Origin of the sequence: Hydrogenophaga pseudoflava (assembly GCF_031020795.1) — a bacterium.
In the GTDB taxonomy this organism is placed as follows: domain Bacteria; phylum Pseudomonadota; class Gammaproteobacteria; order Burkholderiales; family Burkholderiaceae_C; genus Hydrogenophaga; species Hydrogenophaga pseudoflava_A.
The window spans coordinates 784,883-809,947 of record NZ_JAVHJP010000001.1; the positions used below are offsets into that span (position 1 = coordinate 784,883).

The 25,065-nt window shown below is 67.2% G+C and carries 20 protein-coding genes; 8 read left to right on the forward strand and 12 right to left on the reverse strand.

Going from position 1 to position 25,065, the window contains the following annotated elements:
* Nucleotides 1-26: 26 nt before the first annotated feature.
* Nucleotides 27-227 carry an LPS translocon maturation chaperone LptM gene (lptM, locus tag RCO38_RS03850; RefSeq protein ID WP_308327319.1) on the forward strand — a complete coding sequence of 67 codons (201 nt, stop codon included), beginning with the start codon at nucleotides 27-29 and terminating at the stop codon, nucleotides 225-227.
* Here the strand turns inward: lptM and RCO38_RS03855 are convergent.
* The 5 genes from RCO38_RS03855 to RCO38_RS03875 all read right to left on the reverse strand — a co-directional run bounded on the left by RCO38_RS03855 (nucleotide 205) and on the right by RCO38_RS03875 (nucleotide 6,196).
* The gene (locus tag RCO38_RS03855) at nucleotides 205-849 is read right to left on the reverse strand and encodes a sulfite oxidase heme-binding subunit YedZ (RefSeq protein ID WP_374694503.1); all 645 of its coding nucleotides are present in this window, start codon (nucleotides 847-849) and stop codon (nucleotides 205-207) included. The genes lptM and RCO38_RS03855 overlap by 23 nt on opposite strands.
* Nucleotides 849-1,853, reverse strand: a complete 1,005-nt coding sequence (msrP, locus tag RCO38_RS03860) for a protein-methionine-sulfoxide reductase catalytic subunit MsrP (protein ID WP_308326966.1) — start codon at nucleotides 1,851-1,853, stop codon at nucleotides 849-851. Before msrP ends, RCO38_RS03855 begins: the two co-directional genes overlap by 1 nt.
* Before the next feature lie 61 nt (nucleotides 1,854-1,914).
* Nucleotides 1,915-3,279, reverse strand: a complete 1,365-nt coding sequence (ccsB, locus tag RCO38_RS03865) for a c-type cytochrome biogenesis protein CcsB (protein WP_308326967.1) — start codon at nucleotides 3,277-3,279, stop codon at nucleotides 1,915-1,917.
* Complete coding sequence (locus RCO38_RS03870; RefSeq protein WP_308326968.1) at nucleotides 3,276-5,417, reverse strand: cytochrome c biogenesis protein ResB; 2,142 nt, start codon at nucleotides 5,415-5,417, stop codon at nucleotides 3,276-3,278. The genes ccsB and RCO38_RS03870 overlap by 4 nt, the downstream gene beginning before the upstream one ends.
* Nucleotides 5,418-5,581: 164 nt before the next feature.
* Complete coding sequence (locus RCO38_RS03875) at nucleotides 5,582-6,196, reverse strand: c-type cytochrome (RefSeq protein ID WP_308326969.1); 615 nt, start codon at nucleotides 6,194-6,196, stop codon at nucleotides 5,582-5,584.
* Nucleotides 6,197-6,299: 103 nt separating this feature from the next.
* Here RCO38_RS03875 and yihA point away from each other — a divergent pair, with 103 nt between their 5' ends.
* Nucleotides 6,300-7,022 carry a ribosome biogenesis GTP-binding protein YihA/YsxC gene (gene yihA, locus RCO38_RS03880; protein ID WP_308326970.1) on the forward strand — a complete coding sequence of 241 codons (723 nt, stop codon included), beginning with the start codon at nucleotides 6,300-6,302 and terminating at the stop codon, nucleotides 7,020-7,022.
* Here yihA and RCO38_RS03885 read toward each other — a convergent pair.
* Entirely contained in the window at nucleotides 7,013-7,924 is a 912-nt protein-coding gene (locus RCO38_RS03885; protein ID WP_308326971.1) for a lysophospholipid acyltransferase family protein, read from the reverse strand. The genes yihA and RCO38_RS03885 overlap by 10 nt on opposite strands.
* Nucleotides 7,921-8,796 carry a lysophospholipid acyltransferase family protein gene (locus RCO38_RS03890; protein WP_308326972.1) on the reverse strand — a complete coding sequence of 292 codons (876 nt, stop codon included), beginning with the start codon at nucleotides 8,794-8,796 and terminating at the stop codon, nucleotides 7,921-7,923. Before RCO38_RS03890 ends, RCO38_RS03885 begins: the two co-directional genes overlap by 4 nt.
* Before the next feature lie 210 nt (nucleotides 8,797-9,006).
* Here RCO38_RS03890 and metK point away from each other — a divergent pair, with 210 nt between their 5' ends.
* Complete coding sequence (gene metK, locus RCO38_RS03895; RefSeq protein ID WP_308326973.1) at nucleotides 9,007-10,185, forward strand: methionine adenosyltransferase; 1,179 nt, start codon at nucleotides 9,007-9,009, stop codon at nucleotides 10,183-10,185.
* A 165-nt stretch (nucleotides 10,186-10,350) separates the two neighbouring features.
* Entirely contained in the window at nucleotides 10,351-12,429 is a 2,079-nt protein-coding gene (locus RCO38_RS03900; RefSeq protein ID WP_308326974.1) for a PAS domain-containing sensor histidine kinase, read from the forward strand.
* 21 nt (nucleotides 12,430-12,450) lie between these two features.
* Here RCO38_RS03900 and RCO38_RS03905 read toward each other — a convergent pair whose 3' ends face one another.
* From RCO38_RS03905 to ccoG, 3 genes are all read right to left on the reverse strand, one after another.
* Nucleotides 12,451-14,250 carry a sensor domain-containing diguanylate cyclase gene (locus tag RCO38_RS03905; protein WP_308326975.1) on the reverse strand — a complete coding sequence of 600 codons (1,800 nt, stop codon included), beginning with the start codon at nucleotides 14,248-14,250 and terminating at the stop codon, nucleotides 12,451-12,453.
* A gap of 5 nt (nucleotides 14,251-14,255) precedes the next feature.
* Complete coding sequence (locus tag RCO38_RS03910; RefSeq protein ID WP_308326976.1) at nucleotides 14,256-16,481, reverse strand: carotenoid biosynthesis protein; 2,226 nt, start codon at nucleotides 16,479-16,481, stop codon at nucleotides 14,256-14,258.
* A 131-nt stretch (nucleotides 16,482-16,612) separates the two neighbouring features.
* The gene (gene ccoG / locus RCO38_RS03915) at nucleotides 16,613-18,043 is read right to left on the reverse strand and encodes a cytochrome c oxidase accessory protein CcoG (RefSeq protein WP_308326977.1); all 1,431 of its coding nucleotides are present in this window, start codon (nucleotides 18,041-18,043) and stop codon (nucleotides 16,613-16,615) included.
* Between the two features lie 323 nt (nucleotides 18,044-18,366).
* Between ccoG and groES the strand changes: the two genes are divergently transcribed.
* From groES to RCO38_RS03935, 4 genes are all read left to right on the forward strand, one after another.
* A complete protein-coding gene (groES, locus tag RCO38_RS03920; RefSeq protein WP_066152738.1) occupies nucleotides 18,367-18,657 on the forward strand; it encodes a co-chaperone GroES in 291 nt (96 codons plus the stop codon).
* Between the two features lie 45 nt (nucleotides 18,658-18,702).
* Complete coding sequence (gene groL / locus RCO38_RS03925; RefSeq protein WP_308326978.1) at nucleotides 18,703-20,346, forward strand: chaperonin GroEL; 1,644 nt, start codon at nucleotides 18,703-18,705, stop codon at nucleotides 20,344-20,346.
* A 144-nt stretch (nucleotides 20,347-20,490) separates the two neighbouring features.
* On the forward strand, nucleotides 20,491-21,930 hold the full coding sequence (locus RCO38_RS03930) for an aspartate aminotransferase family protein (protein ID WP_308326979.1): 1,440 nt from the start codon (nucleotides 20,491-20,493) through the stop codon (nucleotides 21,928-21,930).
* 10 nt (nucleotides 21,931-21,940) lie between these two features.
* The gene (locus RCO38_RS03935) at nucleotides 21,941-22,723 is read left to right on the forward strand and encodes a nuclear transport factor 2 family protein (protein ID WP_308326980.1); all 783 of its coding nucleotides are present in this window, start codon (nucleotides 21,941-21,943) and stop codon (nucleotides 22,721-22,723) included.
* A 40-nt stretch (nucleotides 22,724-22,763) separates the two neighbouring features.
* Here RCO38_RS03935 and RCO38_RS03940 read toward each other — a convergent pair whose 3' ends face one another.
* The gene (locus tag RCO38_RS03940) at nucleotides 22,764-23,981 is read right to left on the reverse strand and encodes an MFS transporter (RefSeq protein ID WP_308326981.1); all 1,218 of its coding nucleotides are present in this window, start codon (nucleotides 23,979-23,981) and stop codon (nucleotides 22,764-22,766) included.
* A gap of 47 nt (nucleotides 23,982-24,028) precedes the next feature.
* Nucleotides 24,029-25,039, reverse strand: coding sequence for a Gfo/Idh/MocA family protein (locus RCO38_RS03945; protein ID WP_308326982.1), 1,011 nt, complete (start codon nucleotides 25,037-25,039; stop codon nucleotides 24,029-24,031).
* Nucleotides 25,040-25,065: the final 26 nt, after the last annotated feature.

Consider the following 25,065-nt stretch of genomic DNA (forward strand, 5'->3'; position numbering starts at 1 on the left):
CGAACAAAACCATTGTAGGTGGCCGTATGTCCCGTTGCAGTGCATGGTCTGCAGTGGCCTTGGTGGTCGCTTCAGTGGCGTTCGCAGGCTGCGGCCAGAAGGGGCCGCTTTACATGCCGGCTCCAAAAGCGGCAAAGCCGGGCACCGCAAAGCCAACGAGCGGCCCGGCGGACTCCCCTGCGGCCCCCTCAGAGCCCACCGACCTCACGACTTCTCCCGCGCGCTGACCCGCGATGCCGCTGGTGCGCCTTGCCGCGGACGCCCGAACCGGCGCCACAGGCGCCATCCCAGCAACCCGCCGAGCAACGTGGCGTACACCGCGACCTCCGCGAAGTCCTGTTTGCCGGCCCTCATCCAGAAAAAGTGCAATATCGCCAAAGCCGCGGTGGCGTAGACGGCGCGGTGCAGTGCTTTCCAGCGGGCAGCGCCCAGCCAGCGGATCGCCCGGTTGAACGACGTGGCCGCCAGTGCCAGCAGCAGCAGCCAAGCCAGCGTGCCCACAAGAATGAATGGCCGCTTGGGCACATCGGCCACGATGTCCTGCCATACGAAGCCCATGTCGAACCAAGCGTAGGCCAGCCAGTGCAGGCTGGCGTAGAAGAACACGAACAGTCCCAGCATGCGGCGCAAACGCGCCAGCTGCGGCCAGCCTGTCCACACGCGCAGCGGAGTGACCAGCAACACCAGCACCAGCGCACGCAAGCTCCAGTCGCCCAGTGAACGGATCAGCGCTTCGGCCGGGTTGGCACCGAGCCGGTCGTTGAAAGCCGCCCCCACCAGCCAGGCCGCCGGCAGCAGCCACAACACGAACACCACCGGCTTGACTGCCGGATGGCCCAGCCAGCGCATCAGTAGAACTTCTTGAGGTCCATGCCGGCATAGAGCGACCCGACCTGGGTCTCGTAGCCGTTGAAGCGCTCGGTCTTGCGCCGCTTGGCAAAAAGCCCTCCCTCATCGCCGATGCGGCGTTCGGTCGCCTGGCTCCAGCGCGGATGCGGCACATCAGGATTCACGTTCGAATAGAACCCGTACTCCTGCGGCGCGGCGATGTTCCAGGCGGTCTTCGGTTCTTTTTCCACAAAACGGATCTTCACCAGCGACTTGCCGCTCTTGAAGCCGTACTTCCATGGCACCACCAGCCGCACGGGCGCACCGTTCTGGTTGGGCAGCACCTCACCGTACATGCCAAAGGCCAGCAGGGTCAGCGGATGGCGTGCCTCGTCCATGCGCAACCCCTCCACATACGGCCAGAGCAGCACATTCGAGGTGACGCCAGGCATCATGCTGCGGTCGGCCAGTGTCACGAACTCGACGTATTTGGCGCTGCCCTGGGGCTCCACCTGACGGATCAGCTCGGCCAGAGAAAAGCCCACCCAGGGAATCACCATCGACCAGCCCTCGACACAGCGCAGGCGGTAGATCCGCTCCTCCATCGGCGCCAGCTTCATCAGGTCGTCGATGCCGAACACCCGTGGTTTGTTGATCAGCCCTTCGACCGACACGGTCCAGGGGCGCGGCTTGAGCGTCTTCGCATACGCCACCGGGTCGGACTTGTCTGTGCCGAATTCGTAAAAGTTGTTGTAGGTGCTGGCGTGTTCGTAGTCGGTGATCTTGTCGGCGGCCAAGGCACCCGCCACCGCGGACCGGACCGAGGGCAGGGGCAACAGCTTGCCGGGCCGGTTCACCGCTGCCTGCGCCAGCGCGTCGCGCGAGGCCCACGCGGCCAGGGCGGCACCGGCGGCGCTCAGCGCCATGCGCTGCATCCACTCGCGACGTCCAAGGTATGCGTCGCGTGAGGTGATCTCGCTGGAGAAAGGGTGCTGGAAACCGTTGTCGGTGGACCGGATGATCATGGCGTGCTCCTGAGGATGGACATCCGTCGTGGGAGCCGCCAGTTTCTTACAAGTTCGGCGGTCAGAGCTCGCCGTAGCTGTGAAGACCCGAGAGGAACATGTTCACGCCAAGGAACGCGAACGTGGTCACCGCCAGGCCCACCAAGGCCCACCAGGCCGCCACCGTGCCACGCAGGCCCTTCATCAGGCGCATGTGCAGCCAGGCGGCATAGTTCAGCCAGACGATCAGTGCCCAGGTTTCCTTGGGGTCCCAGCTCCAGTAGCCGCCCCAGGCCTCGGCGGCCCAGAAGGCGCCCAGCACCGTGGCGATGGTGAAGAAGGCGAAGCCCACCGCGATCGCCTTGTACATCACGTCGTCCAACACCTCGAAGTTGGGCAGGCGCGCGGCAATGCGACCGCGCACCGCCAGGATACCCCCGACGATCAGGGCCGAAACGCCGAAGTAGATGAACCAGTAGCTGCCGCCCTTCTCGGCCGCCCCCTGGCGGAACACGATGGGTTCAAAACACAGCACAACCCCCAGGACGAACAGCGGCGCCAGCTTGTACCAGCGGGTCTCGGTGGCGCTCTGCTTGATCAGGTAGGCGAAGGCCAGCATGGCCGAAATCGCGAAGGTGCCGTAGCCGATGAAGTTGGCCGGCACGTGCAGCTTCATCCACCAACTCTTGAGCGCTGGCACAAGCGGCTGGATCTGGTGCGCTTCACGCACCACCGTGTACCAGAGCAGAAAACCGACCGCGGCGCTGACCACCAGCATCACGAACGCACCCATGGAGCGCGTCCTGTACTGGTCTTCGTAATAGAGGTAGAAAGCAGCGGTCATCCAGCAGAACAGCACGAACACTTCATAGAGGTTGCTGACCGGGATGTGGCCGATGTCGGGGCCGATCTGGTGGCTCTCGAACCAGCGCACCATGGTGCCCACCAGGGCCAGCGTCACCGCCACCCAGGCCATTCGCGAACCCAGCGTCTCAAAGGTGTTGCCGTCGCGCGAGAACATGCCGAGCCAGTAGAACACCGTGCTCATGAAGAACAGCATGCTCATCCAGAGAATGGCCGACTGGCTGGAGATGAAGTACTTCAACAGGAACACCGAGTCGGCGCGTGCCAACTCGGCAACCCCGCCATCTGGCGGAAAGTAGAGCCAGATGGCCAGCAGGGACAGGGCGGCGACGACGGCCATCAGTCGGCTCATCGGGCGCCAGAACCAGCCCAGCCAGATCAGTACCGGTGCTGCACCGACCAGGATCCACTTTTCGTAGATGTCCATCGCGTCGGCGTAACGCACAAACGCCCAGGCCGCTCCGCAGACCACCAGGGCGGCGAACAGCCAGTCCCAAACCGTGCGGCTCGCCAGGAAACCCGGCCCGAGGCCAGCACCCTGCCGGTTGTTCTTCAATTCAAAAGTCTGGGTGGCGGTGTTCATGCATTCACCTTCAGCAATTGGGTCTTCAACTGGTCGAACTCCTGGTCCGACTCCATGGTCTTGCGGTTGGACGACAGGGCCATGGACACCTGGCTGTGGCCGTCCGCACCCGGGGCGAGCCAGATCCAGACGCGGCGTTCGCGCACATACAGCATTGCAAACACGCCCAGGATCAGCAACACGCAGCCGAGATAGACGATGGTCTGTCCCGGAGCCCGCGCCACCTGGAAGACGCTGGCCTGCACATGCTCGAAGTTCTTGAGCTGAAAAGTCATCGGTGCCGGGTAATAGAAGCTGTCGCTCAGGCTGAGCACGGCGCGCGACATGAACTGCTGGGTGGCATCATCACGCGGCAGCGGGGCCAGGCCGGCCTGCGCGCGGCCCAGCTGGGCAAGTTCGAACAACGTGCCGTTGAGGATGCGCACCAGCACCTCGCTGGCACGTTCGCGCTCGGCCGCTGGCACATTGGATTCCAGAAACGCAGACACCGCCGGAAGGCCTCCGCGGATCTCGGCATCCGTTCCCGGAGGAGCGTCCTTGACGGGCGGCAGCTTTTCCGCGCCGGCAAACAGGCTGATGGCCCGCTGCGCCGACGCCTCCAGCGCCTGACTGAGCTCCGGCTTGTCCGGCTCCACGGCCATCGCGGCGTAGCGCTTGACCGCCTGGGCGCGCATGGATGGGTCGGCCAGTGCCGAGCGCAGGCGCACAAAGCCCTCGATGCTGTCCTTGTCGTCGACCGGAACGCGCAAATAGCGCATCGGCTCGGACGGGGTCTCGCGCGCGCCCATCAGGAACACGCGGGCGCCATCCAACTCCATCGGCAGCATGTAGTTGTGGAACTCCACCGCCTGCCCCGCCGCGTCCCGCAGCTTGTAGGTGATGCTGGGGCCGACGTTGCGCAGCTTCTTTTCGGTGACCGTCTTGTGGCCCGAGCCCAGTCTGCTTTCAATCGATTCGCGCAGGTCGACCTTGCGCACATCCGTGGCAGCGCTGTCGTCCTGGCTGAAGTTCTCGACGTTGATGACCCGAAGGCCGGTGTATTCCAGCGTGAGCTTGCTGTCGCCGTTGGTCAGCGAAGACGAGCCGCCAATCACACCCGAAATCTCGAACGGAGCCACCACCGCCCCCATCGGAAAGGCCTGCAAGCTCACCTTCGAGCCGCCGTCGTCGAAGCTGGACTGGTAGATGTTGATGCCGCGGTGGCTGGCCGGATGGTTGACCTCGACCCGCGCCGGCTTCTTTTCGCCCGTCTCGTGGTCGTGAATCACGATGTCGCTCGCGAACAGCTTGGGCATGCCGGTGTCGTAGTACTCGACGATGAACTTCTTGAGCTCGACCGAGAACGGCAGATCCTGCAGCAGCACACCGTCGGACTGACTGAGGATGGCGGTGGACGAACTGGTGCCTTCGGTCACCAGCAGGTTGCCGCGGAAGGTCGGGTTGGAAGGCGAGAGACGGTGCTGCGCCGGCACGTCGGCGATCATGCCGCCGCCGCTGAACGAGCTCTTGCCGTTGAACCACATCTGCGCGCGGACGATCAGGTCACCGTCGAGCAGGCCACCGATACACACCAGAACGATGGCACTGTGCGCCGCCAGATAGCCGATCTTGTTGGCCGTGCCCTTCTTGGCAGCGACCATCCAGCCCTGCCCTTCCGACAGTGCGCGCGACTGCAACTTCACCCGCCACCCGGAAGCCAGCAAGGTCTGGCCCACCCGGTGCGCCGCCGTCTCCGGCGCTTCGGCCAGCGTGCTTTCCGCCCGGTGCGGAAAGGACTTCAGACTCTGCTCGCGGATGTTTTCCTTGAAGGCCTTGAAATCGGCAAAGATCTTGGGGGTGTTGCGAACGATGCACAACGAGGTGCTGATCACGAGAAACGCCAGGATCAGCAGGAACCACCAGACGCTGTAGACCGTGAACAGGCCGGCCTTGCCAAACACCTCGGCCCAGAACGGCCCGAACTGGTTGACGTAGTTGTTCAGCGGTTCGTGCTGCTTGACCACGGTGCCAATCACCGAGGCGATGCAGATCACGGTCAGCAGCGAGATCGCGAACCGCATCGATGACAGCAATTCGACCACGTTGCCAAGCACACGGGAGCCGGATCGAAGCTGGAAACCTTGGGTGGTAGCGGTCATGAAGGCGTCGAAAACAAAAACAGGGCGGTTCCGGGACAGCCAGAACACACCCTGTTGTGAGTCGTCAGAAGGCTGGCGGTTCAACCGGCACGCAAACGCACCCGCATTTTCCCGCCAAATATTATTGGTCGCTTATATCCCCGGAGATCGCGGGGGTCTTCCGGTCAGCGCAGGCCGGCGATGTAGTCGGACACGGCCTTGATTTCCATGTCGTTCATCTTGGCAGCCACACCGGTCATCTGGGCATTGTTGTTGCGGGCGCCGGCGCGGAAGGCATTGAGCTGGGTGCGGGTGTATTCCGCGTGCTGACCCGACAGGCGCGGGTACTGGGCCGGAATGCCGGAGCCGGTGGGGCCGTGGCAGCCGGCGCAGGCGGCGATCTGGCGGTCGGGGATGCCACCGCGGTAGATGCGCTCACCGGCGCGAACCAGGCCTTTTTCGGTGGCGAAACCGGTGGTGGCCTTCTGGTCGGCCAGCCAGTAGGCGATGTTGCGCATGTCCTCGTCGGACAGGGCGGAGGCAAAGCCCTTCATCACCGCGTTGTCGCGCTTGCCAGACTTGAACTCCTGCAGCTGCTTGACCAGGTACTCGGGGTGCTGGTGGGCAATCTTGGGGTTCGCAGGCGTGGTCGAGTTGCCATCGGCCGCGTGACAGGCCACGCACACCTGGCCGTACAGGGCAGCGCCCTTGGCGAGGTCGGGCTTGGCAGTCTGAGCATGAGCGCTGAACGACAGGACGGCCGCTGCGGCGGCGCAAAGAAGTGATGCAGGCAATTTCATGTCTGGGGCTGTCGTCACGGGGACGGCGTCGGGTTGATTGGAATTCGCACGGAAACGGGAGACAACCGGAGGATTTTACAATGGCCCATTGGTAGTACCCCTGATGACCCAAGCCCCCACCCCCGCCCAAGTGGCCGAGCGTCCCGCGCGGCCAGACCCCAAGATCGCCCACGGCTGGCTGCACACGGCGCGATTCCTCACCACCGCCCCCCAGCTGCAGCACCTGCCCGCCCTGCATCTGCCGGAGATCGCGTTCGTCGGCCGCTCCAACGCGGGCAAGTCGACATCGATCAACACACTCACCCAGCAGAAGCGCCTGGCCTTTGCGTCCAAGACGCCGGGAAGGACGCAAAGCATCAACCTGTTCGCGCTGGGCAAGCAGGGCGAGACCGATGCCGTGCTGGCCGATCTGCCGGGTTATGGCTACGCCGCCGTGCCGCGGGAGGCCAAGCTGCGCTGGCAGCGGGTGATGGCCAACTACCTGGTCACTCGGGAGAACCTGCGCGCGGTGGTGTTGCTGTGCGACCCGCGCCTGGGAATCACCGAGCTGGACGAGGCCCTGCTGGAAATCATCCGCCCCCGGGTCGAAGAAGGCCTGAAGTTCCTGGTGCTGCTCACCAAGGCCGACAAGCTCAATCGCGCGGAAGCCAACAAGGCGCTGTCGATGGCGAAGTTGCAGGCCGGCGGCGGCGAGGTCCGGCTGTTTTCTGCACTGAAGAAGCAGGGACTGGATGAGGTGGCGCAACTGTTGTGGGACTGGGCCCATGAAGCCCCGGCCACGCCGCCGCCCGCAGACGACATCGGCGCCGACGACGCTCAGCGGTAGAAAGAGGCCTCACCCGCCGGTCGGGTCTTGAAGCGCTTGTGCACCCAGTAGTACTGCTCGGGTGCCTCGCCAATCCATTCTTCGAGCAGCCGGTTCATGCGTGCCGTGTCGGCCAGTACATCCTCGGTGGGAAAGTCCTGCCAGGGCGGCAGCACCGTGATGTCGTAGCCCTCGGGGGTCAGCCGGCTCAGGATGGGCAGCACACGGGCGCCCCCCATGCGCGCAAAACGCGAGAGCGACGGGATCGTCGCCGCCGAGATGCCGTAGAAAGGCACGAATACCGAGTCGCGCGGCCCGTAGTCCATGTCGGGCAGCAGGTACAGCGGCTCCCCGGCCCTCAACGCGCTGACCAGCGCCTTGAGCCCGGCGCTCTTGGCCACGATGTGCGGCTCACCGAAGCGGCGCCGGCCTTCGGCCATCCATTGGTCCATCACCGGGTTGCGCTGGCGTGCGTAAAGGCCGCAGAAACGCCGCTCCACATGGGCCGTCAAGCCGATCCAGCCCGCGTCCATGCCGACAAAATGAGGCGCGAACAGCAGCGTCGGAGCCGTGCTCTGCAACTCCTGCACGGCACCCCGCAGACGCAGGCGGCGCCGCACCAGTTCCGGAGACCCTTCCCACAACCAGCCGCGGTCCAGCCAGGCTTGCGCGAACAGCACGAAGTGCCGCCGCACCATGCGCCGGCGCTCCGCGGCACTGTGCTGTGGAAAGCAGAGCGCCAGATTGATTTCCGCAATGCGGCGGCGGCGACCGACCAGCAAGTACAGCAGCCCGCCGAGCGCTGCACCGAGCGCCCGCAGCCAGGACAGCGGGAGATGGCGGGTCACGCGCAACATGCCCAGCACCGTCAGGCTCAGCAAGGTCTTCAGAAACGGGCCGCGCGAAGGCGAAGGTGCGGTCATGAGGCGCGCTCTGCCTCCAGCCGTGCGGCATGGCTGACCCCGGATGGCGACTTGTAGCGGTCGTAGGACCAGAGGTACTGGGCGGGACATTCCCGCACCAGGGACTCCATGGCGAGGTTGATCTGGTGGGCCGCCTCCTGCGGGTCCGCCGACAGCTGGCCGCCCGCTTCGGGACGGAAGGGCCGCAGGCGCACCCGGTAGCCGCGTCCCCAGGACAGGCGTTCACCCCAGATCAGCAACACGCGGGCTCCCGCCGTCAGCGCCAGCCGGGCCGAGAGGGTCATGGTGTAGGCGTCGCGGCCGAAAAATGGCGCCCAGACCCCCTGGCCCTCGGGCGGCACCTGGTCGGGCAACAGTCCCACCCCTTGGCGCTGCTTGAGGGCCTTGATCAGTTGCTTGACACCCGCGAGCGTGGTCGGCGCGGTGAACAGTCCCGGCCGGCTGCGGGCCTGTTCCATGATCTCGCGCAACCAGGGCTGGCGCGCCGGGCGGTACAGCACCGTCACCGGCATGCGGTCTCCGAAATGCTGGGCGAACAGCTGCGCCGTGACTTCGAAGCATCCCAGGTGCGGTGTGAGAAACAGGACGCCATTGCCCTCGGCAATGGCCTGCTGGATGAGGTCCTTGCCCTCCCACTCCAGGTGCACGGGCGCGCCCAGCCACAGGCGAGGCAGCTCGGTGACCATCTTGCCCGCCTCCGCCACCGAGGCGAGGGCCACCGAACGGGAAAAGCCGGCCTGGGCCGCGTGGCTGAACAGGGTGCGGCGGTAGCGGCCGGACAGTGCAAAACTCAGCCAGCCCAGGAGCCAGCCCAGACCATGCAGCAGGGGCAGCGGCAGACGCGAGAGAAACCGGAACAGAAGTGGATACAAAGCCGTCAAATCATCAAGAAGGCGGGGCACGCCACCGCTTTTGAGCACATCACCGGGCGCCCTCTGCACCCGATGGCCATGCGGATGGGCGTAAAATCGCCTTCATCGCCGAGTTATTGAACTAATTGCGGGGCGATTCACAAATGCCGCTAAAGCGTTCGCCGAACCCAGAAAGACCGGCAACGCCGGTTCAAACACTCTGGAGTTTATATGGCGAACGACTTCCTCTTCACGTCCGAATCCGTCTCCGAAGGCCACCCCGACAAGGTCGCCGACCAGATCTCGGACGCCATCCTCGACGCGATCTTCAAGCAGGACCCGCGCTCGCGTGTGGCCGCCGAGACCCTGTGCAACACGGGCCTGGTGGTGCTGGCCGGTGAAATCACCACCAACGCCCACGTCGATTACATCCAGGTCGCGCGCGACACCATCAAGCGCATCGGCTACGACAACACCGAGTACGGCATCGACTACAAGGGTTGCGCGGTGATGGTCTGCTACGACAAGCAGTCCAACGACATCGCCCAGGGTGTGGACCACGCCAGCGACGACCACCTGAACACCGGCGCCGGCGACCAGGGCCTGATGTTCGGCTACGCGTGCGATGAGACGCCCGAGCTGATGCCCGCGCCCATCTACTACGCGCACCGCCTCGTGGAGCGCCAGGCCCAGCTGCGCAAGGACGGCCGCCTGCCCTTCCTGCGCCCCGACGCCAAGAGCCAGGTCACGATGCGCTACGTGGACGGCAAGCCGCACAGCATCGACACCGTGGTGCTGTCCAGCCAGCACGCGCCCGAGTGGAGCCTGGGCGACAAGATGAAGCCCGAGTTCAACGAGGCCATCATCGAAGAGATCATCAAGCCGGTGCTGCCCAAGGAATGGCTGCAGAACACCCGCTACCTGATCAACCCGACCGGCCGTTTCGTGGTCGGTGGCCCGCAGGGCGACTGCGGCCTGACGGGCCGCAAGATCATCGTCGACACCTACGGCGGCGCCTGCCCGCATGGCGGTGGCGCGTTCTCGGGCAAGGACCCGTCCAAGGTCGACCGCTCGGCCGCCTACGCCGCCCGCTACGTGGCCAAGAACGTGGTGGCCGCCGGTCTGGCGCGCCAGTGCCAGGTGCAGGTGGCCTACGCCATCGGCGTGGCCAAGCCGATGAACATCACGGTCTACACCGAAGGCACCGGCAAGATCAGCGACGACAAGCTGTCGGCCATCGTGGCCGAGGTGTTCGACCTGCGTCCCAAGGGCATCATCCAGATGCTGGACCTGCTGCGCCCGATCTACGAGAAGACCGCCGCCTACGGCCACTTTGGTCGTGAGGAGCCGGAATTCAGCTGGGAACGCACCGACAAGGTGGATGCGCTGCGCGCCGCCGCCGGCCTGTAAGTCCTTTGCCTTCCTCTGGACAAAAGCCCCGCATCGCGGGGCTTTTTTTTGGTTCCAGGCAGCAGACCTCAGGTCCACAATGCCTGAAGTTTTCCGTCCGGCCGCCGATACGGACAGAACGGCAACTCATGCCATTTGCAACGCCACGACCTGGAGCCTGGAACCATGGAAACCCCTGTCTGCCCGGATCGGACCGACAACGCCAGTCCCGAACTTGAACGCCTGGTGGCTTTGCGCACGCAGGAGCTCAAGATCGCCCTGGAGCGTGCCCAGTCCCTCTACGACCAGGCCCCCTGCGGCTATCTCTCGCTGGACGCCGACCTGCGCTTCGTCAATCTGAACCGCACCCTGCTGGACTGGCTGGGCTACGAGCGCGAAGAACTGCTCGACCATCATCGCGACCTCGCCTCGCTGCTGGAGCCTGAGTGGGTGGCGCTCATGCGCATCCGCATGCAACACCTGATCGACACGGGTCGCACCGAGCCGATCGAACTGGAGATCCGCCGCAAGGACGGCTCGCGCTTCCACGCCCTGTGCTCCTCGACGGCCGTGGTCGATCCGCAGGGCCGCTTCCTCTACAGCAACACCACGGTCACCGACATCAGCGAGCGCAAGGCCGCCGAACAGCGGCTGGCCGCGCACGATGCCTTTCTGCGCAGCATCACCGACCGCATTCCGACGCACCTGGCCTATTACGACAAGGACCTGATCTGCCGATTCGCCAACACCGCCCATGCGGCGCGCAGCGGCCGGCTGGTCAGCGAGATGGTGGGCGCGCACCTCAGCCAGCTGGTCGACCCCGAACAGCTGCCGGACATCCTGCCCCACGTGGCCGACGCCCTCAACGGCCAGAAGCAGACCTTCGAGTCCGAGCGCCTGGAGGCCGACGGCTCACGCACCTTCTACGAGATCCACTACATCCCCGACTTCCAGCTCGACACCGTCGAAGGCATCTTCATCGAGCTGCACGACATCACCGAGCGCCGCCGCACCGAGGAGTTCGTGCTGGAGGCCAACCGCGATCTCGAAGAGCGCGTGCGCGAACGCACCGCCGAGCTGTTCCAGAGCGAGCAGCGCTACCGCCTGATGGTCGACGCCATCCAGGACCACTGCATCTACTTCGTCGACGAGTCCGGCGCCGTCACCGAATGGACCGAAAGCGCCCAGCGCCTGCACGGCTTCGCCCGCACCCAGATGATCGGCAAGCCTTACCTGCGGCTGCTGGCGGTGGACAACGCCGGTGAAGACGAGGTGGACCCGGCGCAGGTGCTGCGCCTGGCCACGGCCCACGGCCAGTGGGAGACCCGCGGCTGGCGCCTGCGCGACGACGGCTCGCGCTTCTGGGCCCACACCGTGCTGACGGCACTGCGCAACGAGGCGGGCGAGCTGCAGGGTCTGTCCTGCATCACGCGCGACATGACCGCCGCCAAGAGTCTGGAGGACGTGATGAACGACCTCAACAAGGAACTGGAAAAGCGCGTGGCCGAGCGCACGCAGCAGCTGGTGGCGGCCAACAAGGACCTGGACGTGTTCTCGCACATGGTCTCGCACGACCTGCGCGCGCCGCTGCGCCACATCAGCAGCTTTGTCACGCTGCTGCAGGAGCAGCTGGGCGAGGTCAACGACCCGATCGCGCAGCAGTACCTGAACTCGATCAACAAGGCCAGCAAGCGCATGAGCCACATGATCGAAGGCCTGCTCGAGTACGCCCGCCTCGGCCGTGTGGCCATCGAGGCCCAGCCGGTGCCGCTGGCCCCGCTGCTCGACGGCGTGATCGCGCACCTCAAGCAGGAGAGCCAGGGCCGCACCATCGAGTGGGTGGTGGAGGACGATCTGCCGGTGGTGCGCGGCGACGCAATGCTGCTGGCCCAGGCCTTCGGCAACCTGCTGAACAACTCGGTCAAGTACACGCGTCCGCGCGAGAAGGCCCACATCGAGATCGGCTGGAAGATCAACCCGGTGGGTGGTCGCACCTTCTACGTGCACGACAACGGCGTCGGCTTCGACCTGGAGAAGGCGCACAACCTGTTCGTGATGTTCCAGCGCCAGCACCACTCGATGGACTTCGAGGGCACGGGCACCGGCCTGGCGCTGTCGCAGCGCATCATCGAGCGCCACGGCGGCCGCATCTGGGCGGAAAGCGCTCCGGGTGAGGGCTGCACCTTCTACTTCACGCTGCCGTTCGAGGGACCCGAGCCCGAGATGGACTTCCCGAAGTCGTCGATGGCCGACCTGCCGGTCTGAGCGTCCGGCCAGCCGCCGGGCTCAGATCTGCAGCGGCGGTTGCGAGAGGTGCAGCACCACCTTGCGTGGATCGTCGGAGAGGCGGTCCAGCGCGCGGTTCAGGCGCGCCAGCAGGCGCTCATCGTCGAGTGCGTCCTCCAGCGAGTCCTTGTCCTCAGGCGGTGTGCTGGAGACCAGGCGGAAGCGCAGTGGCAGGTCGACGGGCAGGTTGGGCACTTTCTCCAGCCCCTTGGCCACCACGTGCTGGCCCAGCAGCTTGAGCAGTTCGGGCTTCTGGGGCCCTTCGATCAGCATGGCGAAGCGGGTGTCGGAGATGCGGCACACCGTGTCCACGTCGCGCACCACGCTGCTCAGGCGAGAGGCGGCCACCACCAGCGCACGGTCACCGGCTTCACGTCCTTCGCGTGCCACGATGTCACCGTGGTTGGACAGCTCGACCAGCATCACGCCGCAGCGATGCCCCGAGCGGCGTGCCCGCTTGAGTGCATCACGCAGGCGCAGACGCAACACCGGGGTGATCGTCAGGCCCGTGAGGGGATCGGTGCTTTCCATCGCACGCAGGCGTGCCCGGTTCTCGCTGAAGTCCTTGGCCCTGCGGTGCAGGATGTAGAGCAGCAGTGGAATCTCGATCGCCGAGCCGATCAGCACCGCGTACTGGGTGGCCCAGCTGTCGGGCAACACGCCCGCGCTGCGCAGCGCCGGAAACGGGTAGCCCAGGTGAACCGGCAGGAAGCCCAGGAACAGCCAGCCGGCGTAGGTCTCGCCCCGGCGCCAGGTCCAGAGGCACAGCGCGATGCTCAGCAGCACCGACAGCAGACCGTACAGGTTGAGCAGGTTGAAGGCCAGCGGCGACAACAGGGCCGCATAGACCAGGGAATAGACCATGCCGAACAGCGACCAGGCCACCACGAAGCGGTCCACACCCACGGAATGGCGCGACACCGCGCAGGCTTCGCGCACGAACCAGATGCCCGAGCCGGTGAGCCAGAGCATGAAGAACGACGGCGCCAGATCGTTCCAGGCGGCCCACTCCGGCCAGAAGAACAGCCCTGCGATGCCGGTGAACGAGGCCTGGAAGCCCAGCATGGACGCCACATAGAAGCAGTAGGCGACGAAGGCCCGGTCGCCGTAGAGCCGGGCGTGGACCCAGCCCAGGAACAGCACCAGCAGCCCGAAACCAAGATAGCCGCCGATGAACAGGAAGGTGGTGTAGCGCTTGGACTGCAGGTTCTCTTCAGTCAGCAACTGCAGCCGCGGGCTGGTGGGCGTCGGCGCATTGGTCAGCCGCAGCCAAAGCGGTTCGTTGAGTTGGGGATCGACCGCAAACACCGGCGTCTGGTCGGGGTGGCTCCACTGGGCCACCGGCAGGTGGTCGCCTGCGCGCTGCTCGGTCCAGCTGCCATCCGGCCCCCGGGTGTAGAGGCGGGCGTCGTTGGTGAAGGCCGCTGCGCTCAGCAGCAGAAACCAGCGCCGCTGCGGGTCCAGTTCACCGGGTTCGATGCGCACCCACAGCGCCGACGATCCCAGCTCGAAGGACCGGTAGCGGTCCATCGCCTCCCAGACGCCCGGCGCTTCGGCCGCCACCTGGTCCACCGTGGCGCTGCCGGAAGGATCGATCCAGAACCGCGTGGACAGGGTGATGTCGCCCTCCCCCGGCACCGCATCGGCGCGGGCCGCCAGGGGGAGCAGCGCGGCCAACGCCAGCAGACCCAGCAGCACCTGGCGCCAGACGGCATGGGGGCTGCAGCGGTGGCGGGCAAAGGCGCGGAACGGCATGGCCGGATCGTAGCGGCTGGGCCGCCCGGCTGTGAGCTGGGTCACGCCACTCATCCGGCCTTGGCGCCATCTGTCGCGTGGACACCCCGAAACGGGCGCGAATGCCAGGTGCCGGTGGTGGTCAGCCGGTCTTCCAGCCGGTTCAACCAGGCCGGCGCGAGCGGGTCCTGGCTCCAGCCGGCGATCAGATCGCCCATGGGGTTGAGCACCCGGTCCGGCAGCGCCAGGGGCCGGGTCTGGTTCATCAGGAAGCGGGTGAGCAGGTGGTAACCGATGGCGCGGGTGAACAGCCGGGACAGCGAAAAGCCCGGCCACACCAGACCGACCACGCCATCCGTCACCCCCACCAGCAGCCGCCCGAGCTGGAACACCAGCCGCGTGGCCCAGGACACGTGCCCGTCGATGCCGATGCGCGCCGCCGTGTCGGGGCCGATCAGCCAGCGCGTCAGCGGCACCGGCAGGCCCCGCAGCACCGGCACACGGATCGAATGCGCCATGGCCGCCACAAGCGCCCGACCCAGCGGCGGCCGGGGATCGGCCTGGCCGGGCAGCAGCGGGGCCTGGGCCTGCAGCACCTCGAACAGCACCGCCGCCTCGTCCATGGTCCAGGCCATGAGTTCGCGGCGCACGCCCAGCACATGGCCCATCACGTTCCAGGCGTGCAGGTAGGCCTCTTCGTCCTCGCTCGGCAGACCCAGCCCGAGGGTGCGCATGCCCTTGAGGAAGGAGTAGCTGAAGGTCAGCAGGGTGTAGGCCAGTTCGATCTGGTTGCAGGGCAGGCCCTGGGCATCGACGTCCCAGCCGTGCGCGGCGAGGGCGCTGTGCATGTGGCGCTCTGCACCCGCCAGCACCTGCGGCGGCACTCGGCCTCTCACCTTCTGCGGGTCGCCGCGCAGGATCAGGTGGCGGATCGTGGCGTGGATCAGGCGCACCTTGAGCACCTGGGCCACGCCCGCGCCCTCGGGGTCTGTCAGGCCGCCCTTCATCATCACCGGGAACACCATGGCGGCGGTCTGGCGGATGCGGTGTTCGGTGTGCTGTTCGAGCTGACCGGCGATGTGCAGCACCTCGGCCAGCTGAGGCATCACGTAGCACTCGGGCAGGCTGGAGCAGAACAGCAGGGTGCAGGAGAGCGGGCCGTGTTCCATGAACAGCGCCTCGGCCCGCGCGATCTGGCCCGGGTCGGCCCAGTCCGGCAGCGCTTGTGCCTGGGCCACATAGGCCTCCAGCGCCGCTGTCACTTCGGGGTCGGCCTGGACACCCGACGCCCAGCCGGGGGCCAGCGCGGCGTTGTGGGTCCAGGCGGCCATCAGCTGGTTGGCCTGTGCCAGGCGGGCCGTCCCTTGCTGCGTCACCACCCCGTCGCCCATGTGCCGGCCGATGAGCGCGGTGATGGTGTCGTCGGCGGTCGGGTCGGCCTGCATCGGCATGGCGGCCAGATCCCGCCCAGCCAGCCGGCGGGCATGGGCGGCGCGCTGCTGCGGGTGGGACCACTGGCGCCACGCGGCCCAGGCCACGACCACCGGCAGACCCATCGCAAAGAAGGCGATGGCCCGCACCTCGATGGGGTGGCCCAGCAGCACCTGGAACACCAGTCCCGACGCGTAGATGAGGATGGGCACCAGCACCGCCAGGGGCAGGCCGTCTGCGGGCGGTGGCGAGCGGCGAGGGGCGGCCAACGCCTGGAAGCTGCCGACGATCACCAGCGACACGGCCATCCAGCCGGCAAAGCCCTGCAGGGTTTCGCCGAACCAGCCGCCGTCGGTCTTCTGCATGATCCAGGCCTTGAGCACGAACACGAAATACGGGTCGGCGCCCAGGTCGAAGGCGGTGATCACCATGGCCGCCACCCAGGCCGTCAGCAGGCCGCTGCGGAAACTGGCATGGGTGTGAACCGGCCGGCGCCACAGCATCAGCGAGGCCATGACGTAGCCGATCAGCGCGAGTGCGAACCACATCAGGGGAATGGCCAGCGGCACATCGCCCAGGCGCGGGCCGAGCACCTCGGTGTAGGTGTAGCGGCCGAAGAACCAGCCCCGCGAGGAGCCCATCTGCTCGGCGAACCAGCCCAGCCCCAGGGCCAGCAGCATCAGCACCCGCGTGCGCCGGTAGCCCAGCAGGCGGGTGGCCGACCAGGCACAGACCCAGAACATCATGGCGCATGACACCACCAGGGCCAGCGTGAGCGGGGGGTAGTGCCAGGCGGTCCAGATCAGCAGCAGCGCCGTGCCGGCGGCGGCCACCTGAAACACGGCGCGGTCAAGGAACGAGGGCACGGGGGAAGTGAGGGCAAAAGAAGGGGCCACAGCCAACGGCTTTCAATGCTTGGTCAACCCCCTTGGGCCGGCATTGTGACCGCAAGCACCGCGCGCCGCCCGCGCGGGTTTTCCCTCGGCGCCCCGTGATGTCAGCGCGGTACGAGAAAGGTGGTCTTCTCGTCCACCCGGATCGCCGCGTCGGTGCTCGACTGCAGCCGGAACACGATGGGATGGGAGCCGCTCGCGGCGCCAGGCGGCACCTGCACCCGCACCGCCAGCGTGCGCACCTCGGTCGGCAGCACGTCGACCTCCCGCTCCGAGGCCAGCGCGATGCCCTCCATGCCGTCCACCGCCAGCCGGATCAGCTGCCGGTCTTCGGTGGCATTCATGATCTGCAGGCGGTAGACGTTCTCGATCCGCCCCTGGTCGACCATGCGTGCGAGTGCGCCGCGGTCGCGGATCACGTCCACCTTCATCGGCACGCGCAGGAACAGGCTCACACCCACCGCCACCGCGATCGCCAGCAACACGGTCGAGTACACCAGCACACGCGGGCGCAGCGCGCGGCGGACGATCTGCGCCTGGTTCCAGCCGCCGGTCATGGCGTTCTGGGTCGAGTACTTGACCAGGCCGCGCGCGTAGCCGAACTTGTCCATCACCTCGTCGCACACGTCGGCGCAGGCGCCGCAGCCGATGCACTCGTACTGCAGTCCCTTGCGGATGTCGATGCCGGTCGGGCAGACCTGCACGCACAGGGTGCAGTCCACGCAGGACCCCAGGCCCTTCTCCCTGGGGTCGATTTTTTTTCCGCGCGAACCACGCGGCTCGCCACGGGCCGCGTCGTAGGTCACGATCAGGGTGTCCTTGTCGAACATGGCGCTCTGGAAGCGGGCGTAAGGGCACATGTACTTGCAGACCTGCTCGCGCATGAAGCCGGCGTTGCCGTAGGTGGCGAAACCGTAGAAGAAGATCCAGAAGGTCTGCCAGGCGCCCATGGTGCCCGCCAGCACCTCCGCCGTCTGGGCGCGGATCGGCGTGAAATAGCCGACGAAGGTGAAGCCGGTCCACAGGGCAAACAGCACCCAGGCCAGGTGCTTGGCGCCGCGGCGGGCGAACTTGGCGCCGCTCATGGGCGCGTCGTCCAGCCGCATGCGGGCCGCCCGGTCGCCTTCGATCTTCTTCTCGATCCACATGAAGATCTCGGTGTAGACCGTCTGCGGGCAGGCGTAGCCGCACCACAGGCGCCCGGCCACGGCGGTGAACAGGAACAGCGACAGCGCCGACATCACCAGCAGACCGGTGAGGTAGATGAAGTCTTGCGGGTAGAGCACCAGACCACCCAGGTAGAAGCGGCGCGAGAGCAGGTCGAACAGCACCGCCTGGCGGCCGTTCCACTGAATCCAGGGGAGGCCGTAGAACAGGATCTGGGTGACCCACACCAGCGCCCAGCGCCAGTGGGCAAAGGTGCCCGTCACCGAACGGGTCTGGATCTTCTTGCGCGACTCGTACAGGTAAATTTCAACGATCTCCGAGGCGGGACTGGCCGTCGATGCGGCGGTGGCTGCGGTCGTGGTGGACATGGTGGTGGGTGGGAGGCAGTCTGCCGATGCCAGCCACCGTCCAAGAACCGTGCCAACCACAAAAGGCCCTTGAATTCAGGCACTTGCCATCGGTCATGTCCCCCCGCAGAACCGCCAGTCTGCCAATGACTGCCAATGTGGCAGCCCAGACGGGACCGGGGAATTTCCCGGTACGCACTTGAAATGGGCAGGGCCGGCCCTTATGATTAGCACTCGCTGGAGTTGAGTGCTAACACCCGACTCCCAGTCGATCCGCGGGGCCCGGCCCCATGGCCAGTGGCACCGCCCATCTGACCCCCATTTGATCCATTTCAGGAGATGCAATGAACCTTCGTCCTCTCGCCGATCGCGTGATCGTCAAGCGCATTGACAGCGAAACCAAGACCGCCTCCGGCATCGTCATTCCCGACGCCGCCGCCGAGAAGCCCGACCAGGGCGAAGTCCTGGCCGTCGGTCCCGGCAAGAAAAACGACAAGGGCGAACTCTCGGCCATGAACGTGAAGGTCGGCGACCGCGTTCTGTTCGGCAAGTACAGCGGCCAGACCGTCAAGGTCGACGGCAACGAACTGCTGGTCATGAAGGAAGACGACCTGTTCGCAGTCGTCGAGAAGTAATTCGCCGCTCATCCATCCCCATTTACTGAATCCGGAGAAATCAACATGGCAGCAAAAGACGTCATTTTCGGCGGAGAAGCCCGCGCCCGCATGGTTGAAGGCGTGAACGTCCTGGCCAACGCGGTGAAGACCACCCTGGGCCCCAAGGGCCGCAACGTGGTGCTGGAGCGCTCCTTCGGCGCCCCCACCGTGACCAAGGACGGCGTGTCCGTGGCCAAGGAAATCGAGCTCAAGGACAAGCTCCAGAACATGGGCGCCCAGATGGTCAAGGAAGTCGCTTCCAAGACCAGCGACAACGCCGGTGACGGCACCACCACCGCCACCGTGCTGGCCCAGGCCATCGTGCGCGAAGGCATGAAGTACGTGGCCGCCGGCATGAACCCGATGGACCTCAAGCGCGGCATCGACCGCGCCGTCGAGTCCCTGATCGCCGAGCTGAAGAAGGCCTCCAAGCCCACCACCACCAGCAAGGAAATCGCCCAGGTCGGCTCCATCTCCGCCAACAGCGACTCCTCCATCGGCGACATCATCGCCAACGCGATGGACAAGGTCGGCAAGGAAGGCGTGATCACCGTCGAAGACGGCAAGTCCCTGCAGAACGAGCTGGATGTCGTGGAAGGCATGCAGTTCGACCGCGGCTACCTCTCGCCCTACTTCATCAACAACCCCGAAAAGCAGGCCGCCCTGCTGGACAACCCGTTTGTCCTGCTGTTCGACAAGAAGATCAGCAACATCCGTGACCTGCTGCCCACGCTGGAAGCCGTGGCCAAGGCCGGCCGTCCGCTGCTGATCATTGCCGAAGATGTCGAAGGCGAAGCCCTGGCGACCCTGGTGGTCAACACCATCCGCGGCATCCTGAAGGTCGTCGCCGTCAAGGCCCCTGGCTTCGGCGACCGCCGCAAGGCCATGCTGGAAGACATCGCCATCCTGACGGGCGGCAAGGTCATCGCCGAAGAAGTCGGCCTGACCCTCGAGAAGGTGACCCTGGCCGATCTGGGCCAGGCCAAGCGCATCGAAGTGGGCAAGGAAAACACCACCATCATCGATGGCGCCGGCGCTGCCGCTGACATCGAAGCCCGCGTCAAGCAGATCCGCGTGCAGATCGAAGAAGCCACCAGCGACTACGACCGCGAGAAGCTGCAAGAGCGCGTGGCCAAGCTGGCCGGCGGCGTGGCCGTCATCAAGGTCGGTGCCGCCACCGAAGTCGAGATGAAGGAAAAGAAGGCCCGCGTGGAAGATGCCCTGCACGCCACCCGCGCTGCGGTGGAAGAAGGCATCGTCGCCGGTGGTGGCGTGGCCCTGCTGCGTGCCAAGCAGTCCGCTGGCGCCATCAAGGGTGACAACCCCGACCAGGACGCCGGCATCAAGCTGGTCCTCAAGGCCATCGAAGCCCCGCTGCGCGAGATCGTGGCCAACGCCGGTGGCGAGCCCTCCGTCGTGATCAACAAGGTGCTGGAAGGCAAGGGCAACTTCGGTTTCAACGCCGCCAACGACACCTACGGCGACATGATCGAGATGGGCATCCTGGACCCGACCAAGGTGACCCGCACCGCCCTGCAGAACGCCGCGTCCGTGGCGTCCCTGATGCTGACGACCGAGTGCATGGTCGCCGAGGCACCGAAGGACGACGCCCCGATGCCCGCCGGCGGCGGCATGGGCGACATGGGCGGCATGGGCATGGGCATGTAATGCCCTGACCCGGCCCCGGGGGCTTCGGCCCCCGCCCGAAACAAAAAACCCCGCGAGGCGACTCGCGGGGTTTTTTGTTTTCAGCGGGACCGCAGGCAATGGACGGGTGCGCCGGGCAGGGTCCGCCGTGGCCAGAATGTCCCCATGACACCAACTCACCACCCCTGGACGCACACCGCCGCCGACCTGGAACTGCCCGACGTCTGGACCACCCTGCCCGGTCCGCGCAGCCTGGCCCTGTTCGAACGGCACGACCGCCACACCACCGGCAGCAACGCCGACCACACCGTCTACCCGCTGGCCCAGGCCTCGCGCCGCGGCCACCTGATCGTGGACGCCGACGGCAACACCTTCGCCGACCACCTCTCGGCCTGGGGCGCATCGCCCTTCGGCCCCACGCCACCGCAGGTCAAGGCCGCCATGGACGCCGCCTGGGCCAGCCATGGCATGCAGATCAGCGGCTGGATGCCCAACACCGCCGCCTTCGCGCTGGTGGACAAGCTCGCCGCCATCGCTCCGGGCCGGCTGAGCCGGGTGGAGTACTCGGTGTCCGGCACGCTGGCGGTCGAAGGCGCGGTCAAGTTCATGCGCGAGGCCCGCGGCCGCCCGCTGATCATCACCTTCGGCGGCCAGTACCACGGCGAATCGACCTACATGAGCGCCGGCGCATCGAGCGACCTGTCCAACGTGTCCTCGGGCCGCACGCAGTACGTGGCCGGCCTGGTCATGGTGCCCTACCCCAACCGCTTCCGCTCGCCCTTCCGCAAGGGGCCTGGCCCCTTCGACGACACCGAGGTGCTGGACTACCTGGACTACCTGCTGGTGCAGCAGATCCACCCCGACCAGGTGGCCGGCGTGCTGATCGAACCCGTGCTCGGCGAAGGCGGGATCCACGCACCGTCGCAGGCCTTCTGGGACCGCCTGGGCGCGCTGTGCCGGCGCTGGGGCTGGCTCCTGTGCCTGGACGAGGTGCAGACCTGCATGGGCCGTACCGGCGAACTGTTCGCGATGCAACGCTGGCAAGGCATCGACCCCGACCTGCTGCTGCTGGGCAAGGCCTTCGCCGCGGGCGGGCAGCCGATCGCGGCGATCCTGGGCACCGACGCCGTGATGCAGGACACCAGCCTGCACCTGGGCAGCACGTACGGCTTCGCGCCGGCCGCCTGCGCGGGTGCCCTGGCGGGCATCGAACTGATCGAAGCCGGGGGCGTGCTGGACAACGCGCGCCGGCTCGAAGCCCTCTTTCTGGAAGAGATGCGCCCGCTGATCCAACGCTTCGAGCAGGTCGGCGATGTGCGCGCCGCCGGCGCCATGGCCGCCATCGAGTTCGTGCGCAGCAAGGCCGGCCACGAACCGGCACCGGCCTTCCAGTTCGCGGTGCACCAGGCCGCGCTGCGCCGCGGCGTGCTGGGCATCTCGCAGCGCGGCAAATGGCATCTGCGCCTGCAACCGGCGCTGACCATGCCGGAGAGCGTGTTCCGCGACAGCTGCCACCGGATTCAGGAAGCGATGGCCGAAGTCGCCGCCCATCCGCCGGCCGAAGCCGAATCGATCCAGGCCGCCGCCGCGCAAGCCGCGCGCTAAGCTTCGCAGCATGTCCGCATCCAGCCCCCTGGCCACCGTCGCCGCCCACAACGCCGCCTGGGGACAGGGTGACATCGAGCAGGTGCTGGCCCTGTACCACCCCGACATGGTCTTCCACGACCACGCCGCCGGCGCGACCTACCAGGGCGCCGTGCTGCGCGAGCACGTGCGCTCGGTCATCCGGCGCTCATCGCTGCACACGCTGGTGTACCTGGACCGCCCCCGGGTGGACGGGGACACCGTGGTCCTGCGCTACGAAGAGACCGTGCGCGCGCCGGCCGGCGGCGAGTGGCTGCGGTTCTCCGCCTGCGACTGCGTGCGGGTGGAGGACGGGCTGATCGCCGAGATCCACGAATACGCCGTGCTCCAGCCGCGGGCCCACGAAGGTTCGACCGCCGGCGTGCGCGACGAGGCCAGCCGCATCGGCCTGTCGCCGCGCGCCATGGGCTTTCTGCTGCGCGACCTGCAAACCTGGTTCGACACCAGCCAGGCCTTCCTGCAGCCGGGCCTGGGCCTGCAGCAGGTGGCCGACGCCACCGGCTACACCCGCAACCAGATTTCCTACGCGCTCAACCACGCGCTGGGGCAGAGCTTCTACCACTACCTCGGTCGTGCCCGCGTGCAGCACGCGATGGCCCAGCCGCAGGCCTTTGGCCACCACTCGATGAACGAACTGGCCCAGTCGCTCGGCTTCCGGTCGGTGAGCGGTCTGTACCGCGCCTTTCGCGACCTCACCGGCCTTACACCGCGCCAGTGGCAGGACGGCATGCCGCCCCGGGTCTCGCTGGACTGAAGCCAGCCGGGCCTGTTCGGACCAGCCTCGGCGCTTCGACTCAGGACACCTGCTGCGGCCCGGTCAGCGCGTCGCGCGACGCCAGCGGACGGAACAGGCGCCACCACGCCAGGCTGATGCCGATGGTGCCCAGCCCGCCCAGCACCACCGAGCCCACCGGCCCGAAGGCCGCCGCCGTCACGCCCGACTCGAACTCACCGAGCTGGTTGCTGGCGCCGATGAAGAGCGTGTTGACCGCCGCCACGCGGCCCCGCATGGCGTCCGGCGTCTCCAGCTGCACCAGCGTCTGCCGCACCACCACGCTGACCATGTCGGCCGCACCGGACACGGCCAGCGCCAGCAGCGACAGCCAGAACGAGGTGGACAGCCCGAACACCACCATGCACAGGCCGAACACGGCCACCGCCACCAGCAGCTTGCGGCCTACATGCCGCTCCAGCGCGACGTGCGACAGCACCAGACCCGCCGCCAGCGCGCCGACCGCCGGCGCCGAACGCAGCATGCCCAGGCCCTCGGGGCCGACCTGCAGGATCTCCTTGGCGAAGATCGGCAGCAGCGCGGTCGCCCCGCCCAGCAGCACCGCGAACAGGTCCAGCGAGACGGCCCCGAGCAGCACCGGGTGGCCCCAGACATAGCGCACGCCGGCCAGCAGCGTCTGTGCGCTGACCGGCTCGCGGGCTGGCGGCTGGCGTTCGTAACGCACCCACAGGCAGGCCAGCGCGGCGCCGAGGAACAGCCCCGCGCAGACGACGTAGACCGCGTTCAGGTTCACCGCAAAGATCAGCCCGCCCAGGGCCGGCCCGCCGATGACGGCCGCCTGGGTGCCGGTGGACGTGACCGCCGTGGCCCGGGCCAGCAGCGGCGCCGGCACCAGCGAGGGCAACAGGGCCTGCTGGGCCGACATCTGGAACGGCCGGATCGCCCCCAGCAGCGCCGACAGCGCCAGCAGCCCTTCGCGCGAGACCACGTGCGCCAGCGTGCCCGCCACCAGCAGCACCGCCACCACCGCCTGCGCCGAGAGGCAGACCGCCACGATGCGGGCCCGGTGGTGTCGGTCGGCGGCGTGGCCCGCCGGCAAGGTGGCCGCGAGGGCCGGCACGAACTGGAACAGCCCCACCAGGCCGAGGTCCCAGGCGCTGGCGGTCAGTTCGTACATGTGCCAGCCGATGGTCAGCATCAGCATCTGGGTGCCGGCGACCGCGGCCACCCGGGCGCACCAGAAGCGGACGAAGGAGGGATGGGACAGCAGATCGGACATGGCCGCAGGCTAGCACGCGGCCCGGGGCGGCACAGGGAGCCAGGAGCTCAGCTGCGGGCCACGACCTCCCAGCGCCCGCTGCGCTCGGACCGCCACAGCGCGTCGATCACGCGGGCCTGGGCGACGGCATCGTCCAGCCCGGACGCGTCGGGCGGTGTGCCCGCGCGCACGCGGCGCGAAAACGCTTCCACCTCCAGCCGGTACTGCTCGGCCGCGGGCAGGGTCTCGACCGTCACGCCGCTGCCGTCCAGCGCCCCGCCCTCGTCCAGCGCCAGCCGCATCTGGCCCCCGCGCGCAGCGTTGAAGGGGATGAACAGTTCGATGCGACCGCGCGTGCCCACCACCTGCACCCGCTGGAACGGCACGCTCTGGGTCGAGACGGTGAAGCTCACCTGCCGCCCGCCGCCGAAATCCAGCAAGGCGCTGGTCGTCCGGTCCACACCCAGCACCGGGTCGCGGTCCACCAGCGCGACCACGCGGCGCGGCTCGGCCTCGAACAGGTGGCGCCCCGCCAGCACCGCGTAGCAGCCGATGTCGTACAGCGCGCCGCCGCCGATGGCCGCCTGGTTGCGGATGTTGGCGCCGTCGTCGTTGAAGTAGGAGAAGAACACCTGCACCGCGCGCGGCGTGCCGATGCGCCCGGCGCGCACCAGCTCGCGGGCGCGCTGCCACTGCGGGTGGTGCCGCACCATGAAGGCCTCTTCGATGTGCACCCGGCTGGCGGCGGCCCGCACGGTCAGCGCCTCGTCGGCGCTGAGGGCGAATGGTTTCTCGCACAGCACGTGCTTGCCGGCCGCAGCCGCCTGCAGGGTCAGCGGCACGTGCAGGTGGTTGGGCAGCGGGTTGTAGATGGCCTCGATGGCGGGGTCGGCCAGCAGGTCCTCGTAGCTGCCGTAGGCCTCTGGAATGCCCAGCTTACCTGCCGCCGCCTGCGCGGACGGCAGGCTGCGCGAGGCGATCGCGCGCAGCTCGACCAGCGGGCTCGCGAGCATCTCCGGGATCACCTTCTCGATGCCGATCTTCGCCGTGCTCAGGACGCCCCACACCACTGGTTTCATGCGCGCTCCCGGTTCAGGTCCTTGGG

What these genes read in the sequence shown, in the direction of transcription:
- RCO38_RS03875 (WP_308326969.1), bottom strand. Translation starts at nt 6,196, where the DNA reads ATGAAATTGCCTGCATCACTTCTTTGCGCCGCCGCAGCGGCCGTCCTG.
- RCO38_RS03945 (WP_308326982.1), bottom strand. Translation starts at nt 25,039, where the DNA reads ATGAAACCAGTGGTGTGGGGCGTCCTGAGCACGGCGAAGATCGGCATC.
- groES (WP_066152738.1), top strand. Translation starts at nt 18,367, where the DNA reads ATGAACCTTCGTCCTCTCGCCGATCGCGTGATCGTCAAGCGCATTGAC.
- RCO38_RS03935 (WP_308326980.1), top strand. Translation starts at nt 21,941, where the DNA reads ATGTCCGCATCCAGCCCCCTGGCCACCGTCGCCGCCCACAACGCCGCC.
- metK (WP_308326973.1), top strand. Translation starts at nt 9,007, where the DNA reads ATGGCGAACGACTTCCTCTTCACGTCCGAATCCGTCTCCGAAGGCCAC.
- lptM (WP_308327319.1), top strand. Translation starts at nt 27, where the DNA reads ATGTCCCGTTGCAGTGCATGGTCTGCAGTGGCCTTGGTGGTCGCTTCA.
- RCO38_RS03930 (WP_308326979.1), top strand. Translation starts at nt 20,491, where the DNA reads ATGACACCAACTCACCACCCCTGGACGCACACCGCCGCCGACCTGGAA.
- RCO38_RS03940 (WP_308326981.1), bottom strand. Translation starts at nt 23,981, where the DNA reads ATGTCCGATCTGCTGTCCCATCCCTCCTTCGTCCGCTTCTGGTGCGCC.
- yihA (WP_308326970.1), top strand. Translation starts at nt 6,300, where the DNA reads ATGACCCAAGCCCCCACCCCCGCCCAAGTGGCCGAGCGTCCCGCGCGG.
- RCO38_RS03885 (WP_308326971.1), bottom strand. Translation starts at nt 7,924, where the DNA reads ATGACCGCACCTTCGCCTTCGCGCGGCCCGTTTCTGAAGACCTTGCTG.
- RCO38_RS03870 (WP_308326968.1), bottom strand. Translation starts at nt 5,417, where the DNA reads ATGACCGCTACCACCCAAGGTTTCCAGCTTCGATCCGGCTCCCGTGTG.
- groL (WP_308326978.1), top strand. Translation starts at nt 18,703, where the DNA reads ATGGCAGCAAAAGACGTCATTTTCGGCGGAGAAGCCCGCGCCCGCATG.
- RCO38_RS03900 (WP_308326974.1), top strand. Translation starts at nt 10,351, where the DNA reads ATGGAAACCCCTGTCTGCCCGGATCGGACCGACAACGCCAGTCCCGAA.
- msrP (WP_308326966.1), bottom strand. Translation starts at nt 1,853, where the DNA reads ATGATCATCCGGTCCACCGACAACGGTTTCCAGCACCCTTTCTCCAGC.
- ccoG (WP_308326977.1), bottom strand. Translation starts at nt 18,043, where the DNA reads ATGTCCACCACGACCGCAGCCACCGCCGCATCGACGGCCAGTCCCGCC.
- RCO38_RS03855 (WP_374694503.1), bottom strand. Translation starts at nt 849, where the DNA reads ATGCGCTGGCTGGGCCATCCGGCAGTCAAGCCGGTGGTGTTCGTGTTG.
- ccsB (WP_308326967.1), bottom strand. Translation starts at nt 3,279, where the DNA reads ATGAACACCGCCACCCAGACTTTTGAATTGAAGAACAACCGGCAGGGT.